At 71.2% G+C, this 19,448-nt stretch carries 13 protein-coding genes and 3 pseudogenes; 4 read left to right on the top strand and 12 right to left on the bottom strand.

Annotated elements, in window-relative coordinates:
• Positions 1-101 precede the first annotated feature (101 nt).
• From E6R60_RS18955 to E6R60_RS18910, 9 genes and pseudogenes are all read right to left on the bottom strand, one after another.
• On the bottom strand, positions 102-1,907 hold the full coding sequence (locus tag E6R60_RS18955; RefSeq protein WP_136327779.1) for an RICIN domain-containing protein: 1,806 nt from the start codon (positions 1,905-1,907) through the stop codon (positions 102-104).
• A gap of 40 nt (positions 1,908-1,947) precedes the next feature.
• A complete protein-coding gene (locus tag E6R60_RS18950; protein ID WP_136327778.1) occupies positions 1,948-4,104 on the bottom strand; it encodes a beta-galactosidase in 2,157 nt (718 codons plus the stop codon).
• 51 nt (positions 4,105-4,155) lie between these two features.
• Positions 4,156-5,109, bottom strand: a complete 954-nt coding sequence (locus tag E6R60_RS18945) for a carbohydrate ABC transporter permease (RefSeq protein WP_240802628.1) — start codon at positions 5,107-5,109, stop codon at positions 4,156-4,158.
• Between the two features lie 17 nt (positions 5,110-5,126).
• Positions 5,127-5,951: a sugar ABC transporter permease gene (locus tag E6R60_RS18935; protein WP_240802627.1), complete on the bottom strand. Its 825-nt coding sequence runs from the start codon at positions 5,949-5,951 to the stop codon at positions 5,127-5,129.
• 121 nt (positions 5,952-6,072) lie between these two features.
• A complete protein-coding gene (locus tag E6R60_RS18930) occupies positions 6,073-7,464 on the bottom strand; it encodes an extracellular solute-binding protein (RefSeq protein WP_136327774.1) in 1,392 nt (463 codons plus the stop codon).
• 326 nt (positions 7,465-7,790) lie between these two features.
• Complete coding sequence (locus E6R60_RS18925; RefSeq protein WP_136327773.1) at positions 7,791-8,912, bottom strand: LacI family DNA-binding transcriptional regulator; 1,122 nt, start codon at positions 8,910-8,912, stop codon at positions 7,791-7,793.
• A gap of 297 nt (positions 8,913-9,209) precedes the next feature.
• Positions 9,210-10,571: an alpha-lytic protease prodomain-containing protein gene (locus E6R60_RS18920; protein ID WP_136327772.1), complete on the bottom strand. Its 1,362-nt coding sequence runs from the start codon at positions 10,569-10,571 to the stop codon at positions 9,210-9,212.
• Positions 10,572-11,197: 626 nt separating this feature from the next.
• A pseudogene (locus E6R60_RS37480) lies at positions 11,198-11,465 on the bottom strand (transposase); the annotation flags it as partial.
• 498 nt (positions 11,466-11,963) lie between these two features.
• A complete protein-coding gene (locus tag E6R60_RS18910) occupies positions 11,964-12,281 on the bottom strand; it encodes a hypothetical protein (protein ID WP_136327771.1) in 318 nt (105 codons plus the stop codon).
• 76 nt (positions 12,282-12,357) lie between these two features.
• On the opposite strand from E6R60_RS18910, the gene E6R60_RS18905 reads away from it, so the two are divergent.
• Positions 12,358-13,089 (top strand): hypothetical protein, encoded by a 732-nt coding sequence (locus tag E6R60_RS18905; protein ID WP_240802620.1) that lies wholly within the window; start codon positions 12,358-12,360, stop codon positions 13,087-13,089.
• A gap of 56 nt (positions 13,090-13,145) precedes the next feature.
• Here E6R60_RS18905 and E6R60_RS18900 read toward each other — a convergent pair whose 3' ends face one another.
• Positions 13,146-14,675 (bottom strand): glycoside hydrolase family 43 protein, encoded by a 1,530-nt coding sequence (locus tag E6R60_RS18900; protein WP_136327921.1) that lies wholly within the window; start codon positions 14,673-14,675, stop codon positions 13,146-13,148.
• 120 nt (positions 14,676-14,795) lie between these two features.
• Here E6R60_RS18900 and E6R60_RS18895 point away from each other — a divergent pair.
• A pseudogene (locus tag E6R60_RS18895) lies at positions 14,796-14,927 on the top strand (LuxR C-terminal-related transcriptional regulator); the annotation flags it as partial.
• 88 nt (positions 14,928-15,015) lie between these two features.
• Here E6R60_RS18895 and E6R60_RS18890 read toward each other — a convergent pair.
• Positions 15,016-15,669 carry a TetR/AcrR family transcriptional regulator gene (locus E6R60_RS18890; RefSeq protein WP_136327770.1) on the bottom strand — a complete coding sequence of 218 codons (654 nt, stop codon included), beginning with the start codon at positions 15,667-15,669 and terminating at the stop codon, positions 15,016-15,018.
• Between the two features lie 98 nt (positions 15,670-15,767).
• On the opposite strand from E6R60_RS18890, the gene E6R60_RS18885 reads away from it, so the two are divergent.
• Complete coding sequence (locus E6R60_RS18885) at positions 15,768-17,462, top strand: MFS transporter (protein ID WP_136327769.1); 1,695 nt, start codon at positions 15,768-15,770, stop codon at positions 17,460-17,462.
• 423 nt (positions 17,463-17,885) lie between these two features.
• Complete coding sequence (locus E6R60_RS18880) at positions 17,886-19,205, top strand: lipase family protein (protein WP_136327920.1); 1,320 nt, start codon at positions 17,886-17,888, stop codon at positions 19,203-19,205.
• 130 nt (positions 19,206-19,335) lie between these two features.
• Here the strand turns inward: E6R60_RS18880 and E6R60_RS18875 are convergent.
• A pseudogene (locus E6R60_RS18875) lies at positions 19,336-19,448 on the bottom strand (electron transfer flavoprotein subunit alpha/FixB family protein); the annotation flags it as partial.

Below are 19,448 nucleotides of genomic sequence, written 5' to 3'. Positions count from 1 at the left end.
GCGCCGTGGGGCGGCCCTGACCTGCCCCGGCGGGTGAAGGCAAGAAGGGCTGAGGCGCCACGCGGACGTGGCGCCTCAGCCCTTCTTGCGGTGCACGGTCTTTACGGCACGAGCTTCCATTCCTGGGAGCCGTCCGTGGCCGCGTACTGCAGGGTGAGCGGTGCACCGCCCGACGCACCGGTCAGATAGAGGCTCGTGTCACCGACCGACCGCAGCTTGTAGAACCCGTTGTCGGCCGGGACGAGGTTCCAGCTGCCGGTGGGGCTGTTGTCGACCCACTGGCCGATTCGCTGACCGGCCGTGGCACGGCCGGTCCAGACGGCTGCCGCACGGCCGCCGGACTTGTTCAACAGGGTGACGCCCCCGTTCGGTTCGTTCGTCACGTGCCAGTACTGGGTGTCCCGGTTCGCCGCGGAGCCGGGGGACTCGAGGACGACGTCGGGGACGTCCCGGTTGCCGATGTTCGCGTCGTTGGTCTTGCCGCCGGTGCCGATCACCTGGCCGGTCCTGCGGTTCACGAGCTGGTAGTAGGCGCCGTCCGAGCGGCCGAGGTCGGTCTCGGCGTAGGCGAGCACCGAGGCGCCCTGGTTGTTGAGGATCGCGACCCGGCCCGTTCCGGCGACGTACTGCAGATTGCGGCTGTAGCCGGCCTGCGAAGTCGTCTGGTACTCCTTCCACGTGCCGTCGCCGCGTCCGCTCTCGTTGACCCAGACGTTCCCGCTGCCGGCGGCGTTGTAGACCAGGCGGCCGTCGGGGAGCCTGATGACGACCGGGCTGCCGCCGGTCGCGAGGGGGCGGGAGCCGGCGTCGACCGGCAGGGACGTCACGCTGTCGCCGGTGGGGGAGCCGCGGAAGAACTCGAGGGGGCTGTCGGCGATGCGGTACCGGGTGTTGGAGCCGCCGCCCCAGTACTCGTACGGGAGTATCCACTTGCCGTCCGTGGTCGGCACCACGTTGGCCATACCGGGGCGGCCCCCGCCGATCTCTGTCTTGCCTCCACCCATGCTCTGGGTGAGTCCCGCGACATCCACGACGGGCGCGCTCCACTGCCCGCCTACGCCGTCCCACGTCCTGTGGGCGAGGATCTGGCCGTGTGAGTCCGGAGCGGTGTTGTTGGCCGGGTCGAGTGCGGGCACTCCGGTGGACGGGTCGAAGCCGAGGTAGTCGTTCTCGTCGGAGTAGTAGCAGACGAGCCGGCCGTCGTAGACCATCAGGTAGGGCTCCCAGACGGGGTCCACCTGGCGGAAGGTGTTGGCGCGCGCGATGTTCTGCCCGAGGGCGCCCGCGCTGCCGCCCTGCCAGCCTCCGGTCGCGATGACGTTGACGACCTTCCACGTCACGCCTTCGTCGGTGCTGGAGTACAGGGCGATCGCCAGGTCCTGGCGGTCTCCGTCGTTGGACGGTGTCCAGTCCGGGTCGGCCGCCTTGTGTTCCTTGTAGTACTGGTCGTCGCCCGATACGACGCTCGCGAGGAGCAGTGTGCCCCGTTGCAGGTTCCCGATGTCCTGCGGGAGCGTGTACAGGTACGGGTTGGTCCAGTTGCTCGTGTATTTCGCGTACCGCGGGTCGTTCGAGAGGTAGGCCGGGGCCGCGACCTCCGAGAGCGGCTGCCAGGTCGTGCCGCGGTCGTCGCTCTTGTAGACCGGAAGGGTCTGCCCGTCGGCGCTGCCCGTCCGCGGAACGACGGTGGACTTCTCGAACGAGGCGACCAGTCGGCCGGCCGGCAGCTGCGCCGACTTCGGGTAGACCGCGCAGTTCGCCCTTCCCTTCAGGCAGGCCTCGGTGCCGAGCCGGTACAGGACCCCGCCGGTGGGCGCGTACGCCTCGGCGGTGGCCAGGGGTATCGCCAGCATCGCGAAGGCCGCGATGACGCTTCCGACGGTGTGACCGAGCCTTGTCCTTCTCATGATCTCTCCTCCGGGGTGAGCATCTGTGGTGCGGGCCGGTTCAGGTGGGGTCCGGGGCGCTGCGGGCGTCGGCGGAGACGAGCACCCGCACGTCCCAGGCGCCGAGGTCCAGTGCGGTGGCGGAGGGGAGGGACGTGCCCTTCAGCACGTCGACGAGGTCGGCGGGGGCCTGCACGCGGACGGGCTCCCAACCCCAGTTGTGGACCACGTGGACGCGGCGGCCGTCGGGGGAGGCGCCGGTCGTCGCGGTGACGGACGCCGGAAGGTCCTGCCATCCGCTGCGGGGGGCGGGGGCCGCCCAGGCGGCCAGAGCCCTGGCGAGGTCGCGGCCGGGGACGGTGCCGGAGTACGTCACGCGGCCCGCGCCGTGGCGGCGCGTGGTGACCGCGGGCCAGCGGCCGAAGTGCGGGTGGTCGTAAGCGGCGAGCACGTCCGCGTCGTCGACGGCGAGACCGTCGGCCCAGCGGGTCGCCGTAGCGGTGGGCGGCAGCTTCAGCGGACTGCCGGGTGCGGCGCGCAGGGGGACGGGCCGCCGGAGGTTGCTGAACTCGTCGTACGAGACGCCCGCGGCCTCGGTGAGGCGGCCGGGGGCCCGTTCGTGCCGGGCGCGGGCCTCGTGGTCGGCGTAGCCGGTGCGGGGTCCGAGGACCAGATGGCCGCCCGCGTGGGCGTAGGCCGCCAGCCAGTCGAGCGTCGCGTCGTCGGCGATGTACAGCGCCGGGACGACCAGGACGGGGTGACGGCGCACGGCCTCCTCCGGCGCCATGCCTTCCCGCTCGCCGCGCGGGTCGTGCAGCTGCCGGGCGTGCACGATCCGCACCTGGCGTCCCGACTCGAACGCACCCCGGTAGAACGGGTCGAAGATCCGGTGGTAGGCGGCCGGATCGGGTGCGCCGTCGGGGGTCGACAGCGGCGGGTACTTCTGCATCAGCCATTTGCTGGGCGTGGAGTACACCATCGTGATGTCGGCGTCCGGCTCGAGGCCGGCGACGAGCGCGCCGGCCTTCTCGAACTCAGCTCCCAGGCGGGCGAGTTCGGCGTACGTACGGCCGGGCTGCCCGGTGTGGGGGAGGATGCCGCCCCAGTACGTCTCCGCGCCGAAGTGCAGCGTGTGCCAGTGCCAGTACTCGATCATGCGGGCCCCGCGCGCCACGAGCGCCCAGGCTGCCTGACGCCACTGCCCGTCGTAGGCGGGGCGGTTGTCCCAGGGGAACCCGATCGAGCCGGCGTTGGTCTCGGTGACCAGGAAGGGTTCCTGGCGGGAGGAGTACATCCAGTCCGCGGTCTGCTGGAGCGCCCACACACCGGTGGTCTTCCAGATCTGCTCATGGTCGTCGGGCGTGGGGTCGGGGAGCAGCAGGCCGTCCTGCATGTCGTAGTACGGGTTGCCGGTGGCGATGTCGAGGCGGTCGGTCAGCTCGTCGTCCTCGACCGCGGGACGGGTGTAGGAGATGCAGGTGGTGACGAACTGCTCGGTGCGGGCGTACTCACGGACCAGTCCGGCCTGCCAGCCGATGAACTCGGTGACCTGGCGGGCCTGGAACTCCCGCCAGGCGACGTCGTACTGCGGTTGTGTGTTTCCGTCCGGCGTCCACAGGTCGGCCCAGGTCGAGAGGCGGTGCGACCAGTAGACGAGCCCCCACTCGCGGTTCAGGGTCTCCACGTCGCCGTACTTCTCGCGCAGGTGGTCGGTGAAGCGCTGGAAGACGCCGTGGTTGTGGAGGAGTTCCAGCCCCGGCTCGTTGTCGACCTGGAAACCGATGACGGCTGGATGGTCCGCGTACCGTGCGGTGATCCGGCGGATGACACGTTCGGCGTGGAAGCGGAAGGCGGGATGGGTGAAGTCCACCTCCTGCCGTGCGCCCCAGCCGATGCGCTCGCCACTGCGGCGTTCGCCCGTGATCTCCGGGTACTGCCGGGCCAGCCACAGCGGTACGGCGTACGTCGGGGTGCCGAGGATCACGGAGATGCCGCGCTCGTGGGCGCCGTCCAGCACCGGCTGGAGCCAGTCGAGGTCGAAGCGCCCGTTCTCCGGTTCCCAGGTCGACCAGACCGACTCGCCGACCCGGATGACGGTGACATGCGCGTCCGTCATCAGGTCGAGGTCGGTCTTGAGCCGCTCGTCGGGTTGTTCGTAGGGCTGGTACTCGTAGTAGTAAGCGGCGCCGAATAGGACGCGGGCAGGCAGAGCCGCCATGAAGGAACCTCCGGGAACAGGGGAGTTGACAGGACGTGGGCGAGCCCGTGGCTACTGCTTGACGCCACCGGTGGCCAGGCCGCTCTGCCAGTAGCGCTGGAGCAGGAGGAAGGCCACGACGAGCGGCAGGACCGAGATCAGGGAACCGGTCACGACCAGGGCGACCATGTCGCCGCCGCCGCCCGCCCCGCCGTTCTGGGCCTGGGCCGCCCAGGAGGACAGGCCGACCGCGATCGGGTACAGACCGGGGTCGTTGAGCATGATCAGCGGCAGGAAGTAGTTGTTCCAGGTCGCCACGAGGGTGAACAGCAGGACCGTCACCAGACCGGGCCCGAGCAGTCGGAGCCCGATCCGGAAGAAGATCCGCGCCTCGCCGGCGCCATCGATGCGGGCGGCCTCCAGGAGGCTGTCGGGGATGGCGTCCTCGGCGTACACGCGCATGAGATACAGGCCGAACGGATTCACCAGCGAGGGCAGGATGATCGCCCAGGGTGTGTTCACCAGACCCATCTCCGCGAACAGGAGATAGGTGGGGATCGCCAGGGCGGTGGCGGGGACCATGACTGCGCCGAGGACCAGGTTGAACGCCGCGCGGTCGCCGCGGAAGCGGAACTTGGCGAAGCCGTACCCGCCGGCGGCCGCGATCAGAGCGGCCCCCAGCGAGCTGACGAGGGCGTACACCAGGGTGTTGAGCAGCCAGTGGGTGAAGACCCCGCCGTCCTGGGCGAAGGTGTTCTTGATGTTCGTCAGCAGCTGCGGGGCCTCGGAGAACCACAGGCCGAAACTGTTGAACAGATCCTGGCTGCTCTTGGTGGAGGCGACCAGCAGCCAGAAGAGAGGAAGCAGGAAGTACGCCAGGACGGCCAGCATGGCGATGGTGAGCGGGGTGCTGCGGCGCTTCCGGCCCCCGCGGCGCCTCGGCCGCGGGGAGGAGACCGTATACGTCGTCGTCGGAGGACTCGGGACCGTCGGGGACGAGGACGTCGCCGCGTCGCGCGAGGCCAAGGTTTCGCGGGAGATGGTCACGGGGTCCGCCTGCGGTTCGCGGTGAGCAGGATGGCGTAGGAGGCGATCACGATCACGAGGCCCAGGAGGAACGACACGGTGGCCGCGTAGTTGACCTGCTGGCCGGTGAAGGCGAGGGAGTAGGCATAGAGGTTCGCGGTGTAGGAGCTGTCGATGACGTCAGGGGCGACCCGCATCAGCAGGTTGGGCTCGTTGAACAGCTGGAAGCTGCCGATCACCGAGAAGAGCAGGGTGAGCTGGAGCGCGGGCCTCAGCGCGGGGAGTTTGACGGACCAGGCGATCCGCCAGGCGCCGGCGCCGTCCATCGCCGCCGCCTCGTACAGCTCCGGCGGGATGGTGCGCAGGGCGGCGTACAGAATGATCATGTTGTAGCCGACGAACTCCCAGGTCACGATGTTCGCCAGACTGCCGAGCATCCAGCCGTCGCTCAGGAAGCGCGGGACCGGCCAGCCCAGCTCCTGGCTGAGCTGGGCGAACGGCCCGAAGTCGGGGCCGTACAGATATCCCCACATCAGGGCCGCGACGACACTCGGTACGGCGTAGGGCACGAAGATGCCGAGCCGGATGACGCGCGCCAGCCGCAGCAGCCCGCTGTCGAGCGCGAGGGCGAACAGCAGCGCCAGCACCAGCATGAGGGGGACCTGGATCACGAAGAACAGCGCGACGCGGCCGATGCCGTGGAGGAACTGGGCGTCGCCCAGGGCCTTCACGTAGTTGTCGAGTCCGACGAACGCGGTACCGCCGACCAGGCGTTCCTGGAAGAGGCTCAGGTAGGCGGCGTAGCCGAGCGGAGCCAGGAAGAGCAGGAGGAACAGCACCATGAACGGTGCGACGAACAGCGGCCCGGCCGTGCGCCGGCGGTTCACCGTCCCCGGCCGGTGTCGGGTACCGCCCGGCCGGCCCTTGGCCGTGACCGTGGTGGTGGTCGTCGTGAGGGTCATGTCAACTCCCCTTGACGGTGAAGCCCTGGTTCTTGGCGTACGTGGTGAGCCGTGACTGCCACGTCCCGAGGGCGCGTTCGGTGCCGCTCCGGTTGGCGAGGGACTTGCCGACCGTCTCGGTCCAGTCGGTCGCGGCCTGGTCCAGGAACGGCGGCCACTGGAAGGAAGAAGCGACCGTGGTGCTGACCCCGGCGAAGATCTCGTTGACCTTCTGGCCGCCGTAGAAGGAGGGAGTATCGCCGGTGAAGCCGGGATCGGCGAGCAGCGCCTTGGTCGCGGGGAAGAAGGACTGGGTTTCGGCGAACATCTTCGCGCTGGCGGGGTCGCTGTTGAGGAACTGCGCGAACAGGGCCGCCGCGATGGGGTTCTTGGTCGAGCGGATCACTGCGGTCGTCGAGCCGCCCCAGTTTCCCGAGGACGGCTTCGAGACGTCCCACTGCGGCAACGGGGCCGCCCGCCACTTGCCCGCCGTGGCCTTGGCTGAACCGGAGAGGAAGACGGGTCCCCAGGCCGCGGTGATCCAGGTGGCGTACTTGCCCCTGTTGAGCGCCGCGTACCAGGCGTCGGTAAAGTCCGGTTCGGTGCCGATGACGCCCTCCTGCGCCAGCCCGCCCCAGTACGCGCCGAGCTTGCGCGACACGGCGTCGTCGACGCTGATGGTGAGATCGCTCTTGCCGGAGGCGGCGTACGGCTTGGCGCCCGCCTGCCACAGCAGGCCGTGCCACGCCGCGGCCTCGTTGGCCGCGAGGTTGGTCAGACGGACATCCGGTGCTGCCTTGCGGAGTTTGCGCGCGGCGGCGGCGAACTCCTCCCACGTTCCGGGGACGTCGATGCCGTGCTCGTCGAATATGTCCTTGCGGTACAGCATGCCCATCGGACCGCTGTCCTGGGGGATCGCCCAGACCTCGCCGCCGGCGCCGCTGACCTGCGCCCAGGTCCAGTCGACGAACTCGTCCTTGAGCGCGGACGCGCCGTACGGCCGCAGGTCCAGCAGGCTGTCCGTGATCGTGAAGGTGGGGATCGCCTGGTACTCCATCTGCACCAGGTCGGGGGCGCCGCTGCCGGCCTTCAGCGCGGTCCGCAGCTTGGTGTAGTGGGCCACGCCCTGACCGGCGTTGACCACTTTGACCTTGATGGCCGGGTACCGCTTCTCGAAGAGCGCGACCTCCTTCCGGATGTCCGGCACCCATGTCCAGAACGTCAGCTCCGTCGGCGTCTTCATCGCCTTGTCGATCTCGGCCCGGCCGACCGGCTCGGCGGAGGCCGAGGAGGCCGGGGAGCCACCGCCGCCGCAGGCGGTGAGGGCGGCGCCGAGGGACAGGGCTCCTGTCGTGGTGAGGAACAACCGGCGGTTCAGAGAGGAGGCGCTGGGTGTGAACACTGATCTGGGCATGGCTGGCTCCCGCCGAGGCGAAGTGACGGCACGCCGGGCGAGGGCGTGCGGGGTGAGTGAGGAGAGGGAAGGACGCGGCCGAGGGCGCGCACGCCGACGCACGAGGGCGCGGCGGCGCGGCCGCGGCGGCGCGGAGCGCGCCTGCCATGGGGGCAGGGCGGTCGGAACGCGGTGGTGCGGATCAGGCGGGGTACCGGAACGCGGCCGGGCGGCTCCTGGTTCTCAGGGGCCGTGCCGGGACGTGGAGCCCGGCACGTCAGGTCGCGCGGGTCAGGCCGACGGCATCGACCGGGCCACCCGCCAGGCGGAGGGGTACCCGACCTCCCTCAGGAGGGGCGGCCCGGGCCTGCCGCCGGGAGGGGGAGGACGGTGTAGTGCGATGCGGAGCCGGGGTCTTCCGGGTCCGGCGGTGGCGCGGTCGAGGCCCGGATGACGAGGTCGACCGGTGGGTCGCTCAACGGCAATGGTTCCGCCTCGGGGCTTTCGATGGCGTGGACCAGGCGCTTGAGCCCTTCCTGCGCCACGGACTCGAACGGCTGCCGCACCGTGGTGAGAGGAGGGCTGACGTAGGCGGCGACGGGGATGTCGTCGAAGCCGACGACGCTGATGTCCTGCGGCACGCGCCGGCCGGACTCGGCCAGTGCGCGGATCAGGCCGATGGCCATGTCGTCGTTGGCGGCAAAGACGGCGGTGAGGTCGCCGTCGTCCGCCAGTTCGCGTCCGGCCCGGTACCCCGACGCCGCGGACCAGTCGCCCTCGACCACCGGGGGGACGGTCCTGCCCTGCGCACGCAGGGTGGCCTGCCACCCCTCCAGCCGGTCCCGGGCCGCGTACCACCGCTGCGGGCCGGCCAGGTGGTGCACCGTCGCATGCCCCAGGTCCAGGAGGTGTTGCGTGGCCCGGCACGCCATCAGGTCGGCGCGGCCTCCCGCGGTCAGCACCGTGGGAGCCGTGAAGGGCGGCGGCGCACCGAGGACCAGCACCGGCACGTCGACGCGGAGGGTCGCGCCCTCCCCCTCCCCGTCCCCCTCGTCGATCGGCTCGGAGATGACGATCCCGTCCACCCCCTGGTCGAGGAGCGAGTCCACGGCGCCGGCGATGCCGGACGGGTCGCCTTCCATCGTGTTCACCACGCGGAGTGCGTAGCCCAGGTCCCTGACGACCCGCTCCACCCCCATGAGGAGCGAGGCGGGTCCGTACAGAGCGGTGCCGAGCGTCACCACGCCGATCGAACGGGTACGCCCCGAAACCAGCGCCCGGGCGGCGTTGTTGCGTCGGTAGCCGAGCTGTTCGGCGGCGGCGAGCACACGCCGGCGCACATCGGCGGAGACGTACGGCTCATCGTTGAAGACGCGGGACACCGTCTTCTGCGAGACCCCGGCCAACTGGGCCACGTCTACGCTACGAGGCGCGGCAGGGCTCGGCCCCCGTCCCGTTCCACGCGTCATGGGTGTCCTCCTGTGATCCCGTACATGAGCGAACCGATGATGCGGACGCTGTTTGGTATGACTGCGCAGTCATACCGTGCTCCGCCGTGAGTTCCTGGTCGCTATGTCTACGCAGTCATGAGAGGGGCGTCAAGAGTCCAGAACAGAAACGTCACGCGAAAGCGGTTGTTTCCAAGGTTGTTCGGCCCGCCGTACGTGACGCGGGTCCACCGTGGTCGGCGTGCGCGACCGAGTGGGGCGAGCCCGGGCCGACTGGCCCGGGCTCGCCCCACGCGGTCGTGCGCCGTCATCGCACCGTCAGGCGCGCTCCCACAGCGCCGGTGCGTCGGTCGGGCGCGCCGCACCCTGGGCCTGGTGCGTCTGGACGCAGTGGTAGGTGACGCCGCCGTACGTGACCTCGTCCCCGGTCCGGTAGACGTGCCCCGGCGTCCAGGAGCCCTGGTCCGTCTCCGAGCCGGGCGTGGTGGTGTCCTGCGCGGTGGTCTTGAGGACGAGTCCGTACTTCTCCAGGAGCGGATTGACGGGCTGGTAGTACGTCGTGCCGCCGCTGGTGCAGTCTCCCGAGCCGCCTGAGGTGACGCCCTGCGCCTGGCTCCCCGAGATGAACGAGCCGCCCGAGTCGCCGGGCTCGGCGCAGACCGTCGTCCTGGTCACGCCGTTGATGGTGCCCTGCGGGTAGGTGACGGAGGTGTCGTGCTGTTCGATCTCGCCGCAGTGCCAGCCGGTCGTCGAGCCGGAACGGCAGACCGCCGCGCCGACCATGGCCTGGGTGGAACCCGCCACCTGGACGTTCTCCCCGCCCGCGCCCCTGACCTGCGGTGTCGCGGTCCAGTCGGTCCCGGTCTTCACCCAGGCGGTGTCCTGGCCCGGGAAGGTGGACGCCTGGAACGTGCCCTGGGCGGCCATGTTGAAGCCGGTGGTCGTCGCACCGGCCTGGCCGCAGTGCCCGGCGGTGGCGAATCCCTGCTCCTGGCCCTTGGTGACGGAGAATCCGACGGAGCAGCGTCCCTGTCCGATGTAGAACGCGTCACCGCCGACGAGGTCGTACAGGGCGCGGGGCCGCTCCGGGGAGAGCGCGACGTTCACGAGTGCCCGGTCCACCCCGGCCGCGGCGATGAGGGCCTCGGCGGCGCTGCTCGCGGACGCCTGGACGGTCACCCGGTTCCTGCGGACGTCGACGTACCGCACCGGCGTGTCGAGGGCCTGGGTGCCGGTGGCGGCACGGTCCAGCTTCGCCGCGGCGTCACGCAGCGCGGCGAGGCCGAACCGCACGACCTCGGCATCGGCTCCCGCGGCCTCGATCGCGGGGGCGTCGGCGGCGTCGGTGGTGGCCACCGTGAGGCGGGCGGAGTCGTCACCGCGCACCCAGGCGCCGGCGAAGGTCTTGCCCAGGGCGAGCTGGAGATGCCCGGCGCGCGCACCGGCGTCCGCCTCGTTGCTCAGTCGCCGCCGCGCCTGCTGGGGCGTCAGGCGCAGGTCCCGCTCCAGTGCCTTCAGCAGCGCGGGCGACGGTTCGTCGGCACCCCGTGCTCCGGCGGCGGGGCCGCCGGACGGAGCCGTGTGCCCGGCGGCGGCCGCGACGGGCGTTCCTGTCAGCAGCAGGGCCGCCGTGACCAGGGTCAGGGCGGCGTGAGCGGCTCCGGGGCTTCTGTGGGCCATCGAGTTCCTCGATTCATCCGGGAGAACGTGTGAACCGCAGACATTGCCGAAATCGGGCAAATAATGCTTATGTGCTCCGTGTTCGGCGCGATGGCAGACACGGAGACCGCCGGGCGGCCTAAGCGCGGGCCATGCCGGGGACCTCGCGCGTGCGGGTGTTCCCGCCTCGGAGGCCCCGGATGCCCGGAGGGTGGGCCGGCGTGCCGGCGCGCCCTGACGGTGCGCCGTGCCGAGCGGCCGGCCGCCTATGAGCGCAGGGTGCGGAGAGGGCGGTCACCTCGGTCGTAGCCCGGGTGGATCGGGTGGACGCGGATACCGACCGGCACGGGGTGGGCCGCGCAGGCGGGACGTCCCTGGACCGCCCGGCGCGGGGGTGGGAGCACCCGGCGTGGACCGAAACGGCTTCCCCGCCGGCCGGCGCCTACCGTCCTCCCTCGGGGACCGGGCACGCCTGCGGGCGGAGTGCCAAAGGGCTGTCCCGCCCTTCCTGGTGGATCAGCGCGTGGCGTCGGATGCGGTGCATCGTAAGGCGGAGAGGCGCCCGCATGCGGGGTGTATTCGGGTGTTTCGACAACGTCACCGAGTCGATTGCGCAACGCGGCCAGTCCAGCTCGCCGTGGGCGCCCGAGTTGGTCGAGGATCAAGTGGTGGAGCCTGGCCCGCACCCGGGCCTTCGACCACTCCGAGAACCGCCGGTGGGCGGTCGCTCCGGAAGGGCCGAACGATGCAGCTGCCGCCAGGTGTAACCGGACGTGGCCACGAACACGATTGCGGCCGGCACTTCCCGGTCGCCGTGCCGGCGCCGACCACCGCCCCGGGGGCGCGCCGGCGCCTCCGGCACCACTCGCTGGAACAACTCAACTCGTCCGGCCCCAGCCGCTCAGCGATCCCCACGCCGAGACGCTACCTGTCATTGCGTCCTTTTCTCACCGCGACTCACGCCCCATGTCCATGCTGCAATTCTCACCTCACGGTCCGGTCACCGGCCTGCGTCTGGGCGGCCCATATGCATGGGCGGCTTGATCCACCCATGGAGATGATTTCTTATGAGGGTTTGTCGTTGTCAGGCAGGGAGCGTGGTCGGCGGAGCATAATCATCAGGAATGCAGTGACGGCGAGAGCGGTCCCGAGCACGATGGACATCAGTGCCGCGTCGGCGACGGCTTCCCATGCTGTGCTGGTCGAGGGTCGGCACGTCGGATCGCAGTCCCACGAGGTCGCTCGGTGACCTCTGGCAGACCAGCCGGCGGTGAGACCTAGGGCGAAGAACAGGGCGCCGCACCAGAACATTCTGCGGACCAACAGCAGGTACCTGCGTGCATGAGTATCGACCATCACGCCACGGTCCCAGGCAGCAGAGTCCCTGAGCAATACGGTGAAGACGGATTCGCGTTATTCGCCCTCGACAGGCAGTCCCGCAACGAACTCCGAAAGATCGGATCCTCGGGGCGGCGCCTGCCCAGGCAGGAAGCGCTGGTAGTGGTCGGCTACGAGACGACGCAGGTCTGCCTCGGCCGATTGATCACCGCTGAGCTCAAGGGTGACCTGATGCGGCTCACCCGTCATACGCAACGGTCTGGCCAAGGCGTCGAACCCCAAAGCGTAGTCGTCGGGCATCTCCCACCATGCCTCGGCGGACGCTCGGTCCGGGAGGACGTACATGTGGTAGTCGTCATCGAAGAGGACCACGGGGCCTATCGGTGTAGTCATGCGTGGAGTATGTTCCAGCCTCCACGTCAGAGGCGCGCCGCAACAGCCTGAACCCTACGTTCACGTGCCGAATGAGATGACTTCTGAGGGTGAGCGGATGGGCGAACAGGGCGCGGGGGAGCAGTCGGCGGCAGCGCCCGCTTACGCGATCGAGGTCGGCGCCGATGTGCTGGACCGGCCGGCGCGGGACTCCGTGGGCGGCCGGCCCTTTCTGGACGACGGGCAGGAGTGGCCCGTGTGCTTCTGCCGGGAGAGGCTGGCTCTGCTCTTCCAGCTCGACGTGCCCGAGGACCTGGTCCCCTTCGGCGGGGATCACCTGCTGGTGTTCCACTGCCGTGCGCACAACGACGCCTCCGAGCCCGAGTTCGCCGGTGGCCGGCTCGTACCCGGGTACTGGGACGCACCGCAGCCGCCCTACCCGGGGCCGTTCTGGCGCATTCTGCTTCAACGGCAGGCGGCGCTCCCGGCCGCCGAGGCGGAACCGGACGTGTGCGCACTGCCGTTGACGCTGAGGCCCTTCCTGGACGCTCCCGGCTCCCGCGGCATCGGAGCCCAGACGTTCAAGCTGGGGGGTACGCCGTCCTGGGCGCAGGAGCCCGAGTACTACACCTGCGCGTGCGGTGCGGATCTGCGGTTCCTCTGCCAGGTGCCCGAAGGCATGGAGTTCGCGGTCCGGCCCGGCCTGCCGGAGCAGCCCTACAGCGTGGGGGCCGGCATGTACGGCATGTTCCTCGGCAACGAGGTCTACCTGATGGCGTGCCCCGCCCACTGCGATCCGGCGGCGGTCTGGCCGGTGAACCAGAACTGAGCGCCGCACGGAACGGGCGCGCGCCGCCCTCCCGGCGCGCGCCCCGTCCCCCGGTGTCACGCCGGGCGCAGGCCGAACCAGTCGAAGGCGGCGCTGCCCCGGGTCGCGTACATGCCGATGACCCGGCCCGTGAAGCCGCCGGCGACCTCCGTGGTGAGGTAGCGGCCGTCGAGTGCTGCCAGGATCTCGAAGTCGCCTTCGGCCGTCTCGTACCCCAGGTGCAGGGTGTCGGGGCCGCCGACGCGGAGGCCGGGCGGGGCCGCCGCCCCCGGGTCCGTGACGGAGGGAGGCAGGACCACGGTGGTGGTGACGTCGACCCGCAGGGTCAACGGGCCGGCCGCCACGGTGCGCGTGGCCACGGTGTGGCACAGCGGCCCGATTCTGGCGACGACGTGGACCAGGCCGGCGCCGTCCGTCTCCACCCGGTAGTGATGGGCCTCGTCGAGCCGTACGGCCAGCCCGCCCAGGCCGCCCGGGGCGACGTCGGCCCGGGTGCGGGCCGTACAGTCGGGGGCCTGCTGGCGGCGGCCCACGAAGGCCGCGCCGGGCGCGTCGAGACTGTCCGCGCGGGCGTGCAGCACCAGGTGCCCCAGTCGCTCGTCCAGGCGGACGGCCGCCGGGTCCCGGCGCCTCGGCGACACCCAGCACGGTGCGAGCGAGGGCGAGTCGAACTCGTCCCGCTCCGGCTCGTCCGGCCACGGGTGCGGCGTCAGGGCGGGGCCCTTTGCCCGCAGCTCCACCGGGCCCGGCAGCGGCCACTCGTCCTCCCAGCGGACGGGCGCCAGGAACGTCTCCCGGCCCAGGCCGTGGTACTTCGGGGTGTCGCCCCGGGGCCGGGTGCCCAGCAGGACCATCCACCAGGTGTCGTCCTGCGCCTGTACGAGATCTCCGTGGCCGACGTTCTGCACGGGGTGGCCGGTGCTGCGGTGGGAGAGCACGGGATTGTCCGGGTGCGGCTCGAACGGCCCCGGCAGACTGCGGGCCCGCGCCACCGACATCGCGTGGCCGCGCTCGGTGCCGCCCTCCGACAGCAGCAGGTACCACCAGGCGCCGATCCGGTACAGGTGCGGTCCTTCGGGGTACTGCAGCCCGCTGCCCGACCACAGCGGCACCGGATCGCCGGTCACCTCGCCCGTTCCCGGATCGATGCGCACCCCGTGGATGCCGTCGTCCGAGTACACGCACCAGCAGGTGCCGTCCTCGTCCCAGGCCAGATCGGGGTCGATGCCGGGTATGCCGACCGGAACCGGATCCGACCAGGGTCCGGCCGGGTCCTTCGCGGTCACCAGGAAGGTGCCCGCGCCGTCGACCACCGTCGTGATCATCCAGAACCGGCCGTCGTGGTGCCGCAGGGTGGGCGCGTACACGCCGCATGAGGCCGGGACCGATCCGGGCAGCTCCAACTGACCGGGCCGGTCCAGCGCGTGCCCGGCCAGCCGCCAGTTCACCAGGTCGCGGCTGTGCCACAGCGGCACCCCGGGCACGTACTCGAAACTGGACGTCGCCACGTAGTAGTCGTCGCCCACCCGGCAGATGCTCGGGTCCGGACTGAAGCCGGCTATCACGGGGTTGTCGAAGAGCGCCATGTTCGTCCCAGGGGTGGCCGGGTGGCGGGGACGGCTGCCCGCCGCACCGCCACGATCGTCGAAGCGCTTCGAAGCTGGCATGGGGACGCCGCGCTGTCAACGGATGCCGGGGGCGCGGGAGCGGCCCGGATCGCGAGCCGGCGCTTCCTCTCGGCGGGGACGGTGCGCAACTACCTGACGAACGCGGTGACGAGGCGGGGGGCCCGCAATCGGGTGGACGCGGTCCGCATCGCCCGCGAGGCGGACTGGCTGCAGGGCCTGTACGCAGTTGTCACGCGCCGCCGCTTGGATCCGCAGACCGTGAGCGAGGGCGCCCGGCGCGGCCCGCCGGGCTACGGCTTCAGCGGACCGGGAACGCGCCGCCGAAGCCGGACTCCAGCAGCCCGAAGGCCCGTTCCGCCCGCGCGAGGGCGTCCGGGTAGAGCGAGGAGGGGCTCGTTCCCTCGGCCAGCCGCCGGTAGTTCTCGGCGATCAGGGTGCGGCGTACGCCGAGGGCGGCTGCGGCGAACACCCGTGCCTCGAAGGCGCCGCGCTCTCCGGTCTCCTCGCTGAGGGCGTCGGCCAGTGCCTGTTCGCGGTCAGCCTCGACGGCCAGCAGGCGGGCGCTGAGGGCGGGGGTGGTGAGGATCATCCGGACCAGCGGGGCGGCCGGCTCGAACATGCCGGCCTGGGGTGCGTGAGCGGCGAGGTCGTGCAGGAAGGCGTCGCGCAGCGCGTCCAGGGGCGAGGTTCCCGCAGGGCGCTCGCGGACCGCCCGGACCTCGTCGCGGGTGTGCTCCGCCATCGGGGCCAGAGCCAGGTCTTCCTTGGTCGGGAAGTAGTTGAAGACAGTCACCTTCGAGACATCGGCGGCCTTGGCCACCTCGCCGACCGAGACGTTGTGGAAGCCGTCGCGGAGGAAGAGGCGGGTGGCGGCGCGCGAGATCGCGATCCGTGTCTCCCGGCGCTTGCGTTCGCGCAGACCGAGCGGTGCGGGCGTGGTGGTCTCTGCCATGAGGCCAACGTACCTGATGCGGACCAATTTTTGCCTTGATAAAAAATTTCACTGGGTATAACTTCGTTCTTGGTTCAGCCTACGACGAGGGAGATCCCATGGCCTCGACCGCGATGCCCACCACCGCAGAACAGCCCGCCCGGAGTGGTTCACGGAGCCACTGGCTCCTGCTCCTCGTCCTGCTGGGCGCCAATTTCATGGACCTGCTGGACGGCTCCGTCATCAACGTCGCCCTGCCGGCCATCCGCGCCGACCTCGGCGGCAGTTACACCGCGCTGCAGTGGATGGCGGCCGGCTACGCGCTCGCCTTCGCCGTTCTGCTGGTGACCGGCGGCCGGCTCGGCGACATCTTCGGCCGCCGCCGCGCCTTCCTCGTCGGTCTCGCCGCGTTCACCGCCATGTCCGCCCTGTGCGCGGTGGCGCAGAGCCCCGCGGAGCTGATCACGGCCCGCGTCCTGCAAGGTGCCTCGGCGGCGGTGATGGTGCCCCAGGTCCTCGCCGTCATCAAGAACGTCTTCCCGCCGGAGCGGCGGGCAGCGGCTTTCGGCGCGTCCGGCCCGTTCATGGGACTCGCCGCCGTCGGCGGCCCCGTACTCGGGGGCGCGCTCGTGGACTGGGACCTCTTCGGCACCGGCTGGCGCTCCGTCTTCCTGCTGAACGTCCCCGTCGGCCTCGCGGCCTTCGTCCTCGCCCTGCGCATCCTTCCCGAGTCCCGCTCACCGCGCCGCGCCGGCCTCGACATCATCGGCATGCTGCTCGCCACCACCGGCCTGTTCCTGCTCGTCTACCCTCTGGTCCAGGGGCGTGAGCAGGGCTGGCCCGGCTGGATCCTGGCCATGCTCGCCGGCTCCGTCCCGGTCCTCGCGCTCTTCGCCCGGTACGAGGTCCGGCTGCAGCGCGCCGGCCGCACCCCGCTCGTCGAGATGAGCCTGCTGCGCAACCGCGCCTTCGTCGTCGGTCTGTTCGTCACCCTGGCCTTCTTCTGTGCCATGGCCGGCTACCTGATGGTCCTCGCCCTGCACCTGCAGATCGGCCTCGGCTTCTCCGCCCTCAAGGCCGGTCTGACCGAGGGGCCCTGGGCGATCGGCGTCGCCTTCGGCTCCGCGTGGTCCGGCATGGCCCTCGTTCCGCGGTACGGCGGCCGCGTCCTCAAGTGGGGCCTGATCGCCCTGCTGGCCGGCACGGCGGGTGCCTGGCTGACGCTCCAGCTCGCCGGCAACGGCCTGAACCCGTGGGAGCTGATCCCGTCCGGCCTGCTCTGCGGCACCGGCATGGGCTTCGTCCTCACGCCGCTCACCAGCCAGATCCTCGGTGGCGTCTCGGACCGCGAGGCCGGCTCCGCCTCCGGCCTCCTGAACGCCTTCGACCAGCTCGGCGGAACCCTCGGGGTGGCCGTGCTCGGTACCGTGTTCGTGGCGCTGCTCGGGGTCCGGGCCGACCACGTGGCGGACGACTCCGTGCCCCGCGTCCGTGCCGTCGCCGTCACCTCCGGCCAGGACGCGGGCCCGTTGGTCTCGGACTTCCGGGGCTGTGTCCGGGAGCGGGTCGCCACGGACGAGGGCCCGTCGTCGGGCGGCGCCTGCGCCCGGCTCATGGAACGCGGCGGCGCCACCGCGGCCGTGGCCGGCCAGGAGGTGGAGACGGCGGCGCGGACCGCGTTCACCGACTCGGCCAAGGCGACCACCTGGTTCTCCGGCGGCCTCGTCCTCCTCGCCCTGCTGCTGGCAGCCTTGCTGCCGACGGAGATCAGGGAGGAGGACTGGCGCACGGAGGAGGAGATCCGGGCCCGCTGACCGCTCGCTCGCCCGGTGCCTGGCCGGGTCTGGCCGAACGCTGTGCAGTGCAGACCGCCCGGTTCCTGTCCGCCCGGCTCCTGTCCGCCGGGCGGCTGCCCGCCCGGCAGCCGTCGTCAGATCCTGGGGGCGTGGACGACCACGACCAGGCGGCGTACAGGGCCAGCAGGCGATCGGGACGTTGAGCAGGAAGATCATGCGCGCACGGGCCGGCAGGCCGGCCCGAAGGTGCCCGCCGGACAGTTACCACAGCGTAACTTACCGGTGGGTTACCTTCGGTAAGGCCCGCTGCTAGCTTGCGTTCACCCGCATTCCGAGCAGAGCGAGGAGTGAGCTGTGAGCCGCAAGAGCACCCGTTCGCCATCCACCTCCCCCACGACGTCCCCCCTGGTGTCCGCCGCCCGCGGACCCCGCGCCGGTGGCATGCGCGCGGTGGCCGTCGCCGTGACCGCGGCGGCCTGCGTGGCCGCGTACGCCTCCCCCGCGTCCGCCACCGACGGGACGCAGCCCGTGGTGTCCCGAGGGGTCACGATCCCCGACTTCTACAACCCGCCGACCGAACTGCCCGCCGCCAACGGCTCGTTGATCCGCCACGAACCGCTGCCGCTCGGGCTGAGCCTGCCCGGTCTGGACGGCCGCCCGATGCCGGGTACGGCGACCCGGCTGATGTATCGCTCCACCGACTCCGGCGGCCAGGCCGTCGCGGTGACCGGCGCCTACATCGAACCGTCCGCCGCCTGGAAGGGGCCCGGCCCCCGCCCCCTGGTGGCGCTGGCCTCCGGGACCGTGGGCCAGGGCGACCAGTGCGCACCCTCCATGACCCTCCAGCACCCGCTGACCCTGAACGGCGACACCGTGTCCGTGGGGTACGAGATCCTGGCGGTCTACCGACTGCTCTCCGCCGGCGTCGCCGTCGTGGTCACCGACTACGTCGGGCTCGGCACCACCGACCGGCTCCACACCTACGTCAACCGGCTCGACCAGGGCCACGCCCTGCTGGACGCGGCCCGCGCCGCGCACCGACTGCCGGGCACCTCCCTCACATCCGACTCCCGCACGGGTCTGTACGGCTACAGCCAGGGCGGTGGAGCCAGCGCGTCCGCAGCCGAGCTCCAGCCGTCCTACGCGCCCGACGTCAAGCTCGCCGGCACCTACGCCGGTGCGCCGCCCGCCAACCTCACCGCCGTTATGAAGGGCATCGACGGCAGCGCCCTCGCCGGCGCCCTGGCCTGGTCGATCAACGGCTTCGCCCAGGCCGACCCCGATCTGCGCGACGTCGTCGAGGCCAATGTCAACGACGCCGGCCGCGCCGCGCTGAAGGACGCGTCGACCATGTGCGTCGGCGACGCGATCTTCGGCTACGGCTTCACCAAGAGCACCAAGTGGACCACCAGCGGCAAGTCCCTCGGCGACGTCCTCGCCGCCGAGCCCCGGGCGCAGGCCGCCCTCGACCGGCAGCGCATCGGCACGCTCAGGCCCGCGGGTCCGGTGCGGCTGGCCACCGGGGTGCAGGACGACATCGTGCCCCACGCCCAGGCACGCCAGCTGGCCGTGGACTGGTGCCGCAAGGGCGCCGACGTCACCTACGACGCCATCAACCTGCCGAACCTCGGCGACAAGATCCTGACCAACCACCTGGTCCCGCTGATCACCGACCAGGGGGACGCGATCTCCTGGATGACCGACCGCCTCGCGGGCAAGGCCGCATCGTCCAACTGCTGGACCATGCCGATCCAGCCCTGACCCGGTCCTCATCGGCGAACTGCTCGCTGAGCGACCGGAAACGGTGCGGGGCCGCGCGGTGGGTTCACCGCGCGGCCCCGGGCCGTCGACTCTGCCTGCCTGCTTGCTTGCCTGCCTGCCTGCCGGTGGGTCAGCCCTTGCGGGCGGTGATCTCGCCGGTGAGCTGCGGGACGACGTTGAAGAGGTCACCGACGACGCCGTAGTCGACGAGGTCGAAGATCGGCGCCTCGGCGTCCTTGTTGA

It is taken from the genome of Streptomyces sp. A0642 (assembly GCF_004795105.1).
Classification (GTDB): Bacteria; Actinomycetota; Actinomycetes; order Streptomycetales; family Streptomycetaceae; genus Streptomyces.
Note: the sequence above shows the minus strand (reverse complement) of the source record. Positions and strands in the feature narration are given on the sequence as shown.

What these genes read in the sequence shown, in the direction of transcription:
- E6R60_RS18955 (WP_136327779.1), bottom strand. Translation starts at nt 1,907, where the DNA reads ATGAGAAGGACAAGGCTCGGTCACACCGTCGGAAGCGTCATCGCGGCC.
- E6R60_RS18950 (WP_136327778.1), bottom strand. Translation starts at nt 4,104, where the DNA reads ATGGCGGCTCTGCCTGCCCGCGTCCTATTCGGCGCCGCTTACTACTAC.
- E6R60_RS18935 (WP_240802627.1), bottom strand. Translation starts at nt 5,951, where the DNA reads ATGGTGCTGTTCCTCCTGCTCTTCCTGGCTCCGCTCGGCTACGCCGCC.
- E6R60_RS18930 (WP_136327774.1), bottom strand. Translation starts at nt 7,464, where the DNA reads ATGCCCAGATCAGTGTTCACACCCAGCGCCTCCTCTCTGAACCGCCGG.
- E6R60_RS18925 (WP_136327773.1), bottom strand. Translation starts at nt 8,912, where the DNA reads ATGACGCGTGGAACGGGACGGGGGCCGAGCCCTGCCGCGCCTCGTAGC.
- E6R60_RS18920 (WP_136327772.1), bottom strand. Translation starts at nt 10,571, where the DNA reads ATGGCCCACAGAAGCCCCGGAGCCGCTCACGCCGCCCTGACCCTGGTC.
- E6R60_RS18910 (WP_136327771.1), bottom strand. Translation starts at nt 12,281, where the DNA reads ATGACTACACCGATAGGCCCCGTGGTCCTCTTCGATGACGACTACCAC.
- E6R60_RS18905 (WP_240802620.1), top strand. Translation starts at nt 12,358, where the DNA reads ATGACTTCTGAGGGTGAGCGGATGGGCGAACAGGGCGCGGGGGAGCAG.
- E6R60_RS18900 (WP_136327921.1), bottom strand. Translation starts at nt 14,675, where the DNA reads ATGGCGCTCTTCGACAACCCCGTGATAGCCGGCTTCAGTCCGGACCCG.
- E6R60_RS18890 (WP_136327770.1), bottom strand. Translation starts at nt 15,669, where the DNA reads ATGGCAGAGACCACCACGCCCGCACCGCTCGGTCTGCGCGAACGCAAG.
- E6R60_RS18885 (WP_136327769.1), top strand. Translation starts at nt 15,768, where the DNA reads ATGGCCTCGACCGCGATGCCCACCACCGCAGAACAGCCCGCCCGGAGT.
- E6R60_RS18880 (WP_136327920.1), top strand. Translation starts at nt 17,886, where the DNA reads ATGCGCGCGGTGGCCGTCGCCGTGACCGCGGCGGCCTGCGTGGCCGCG.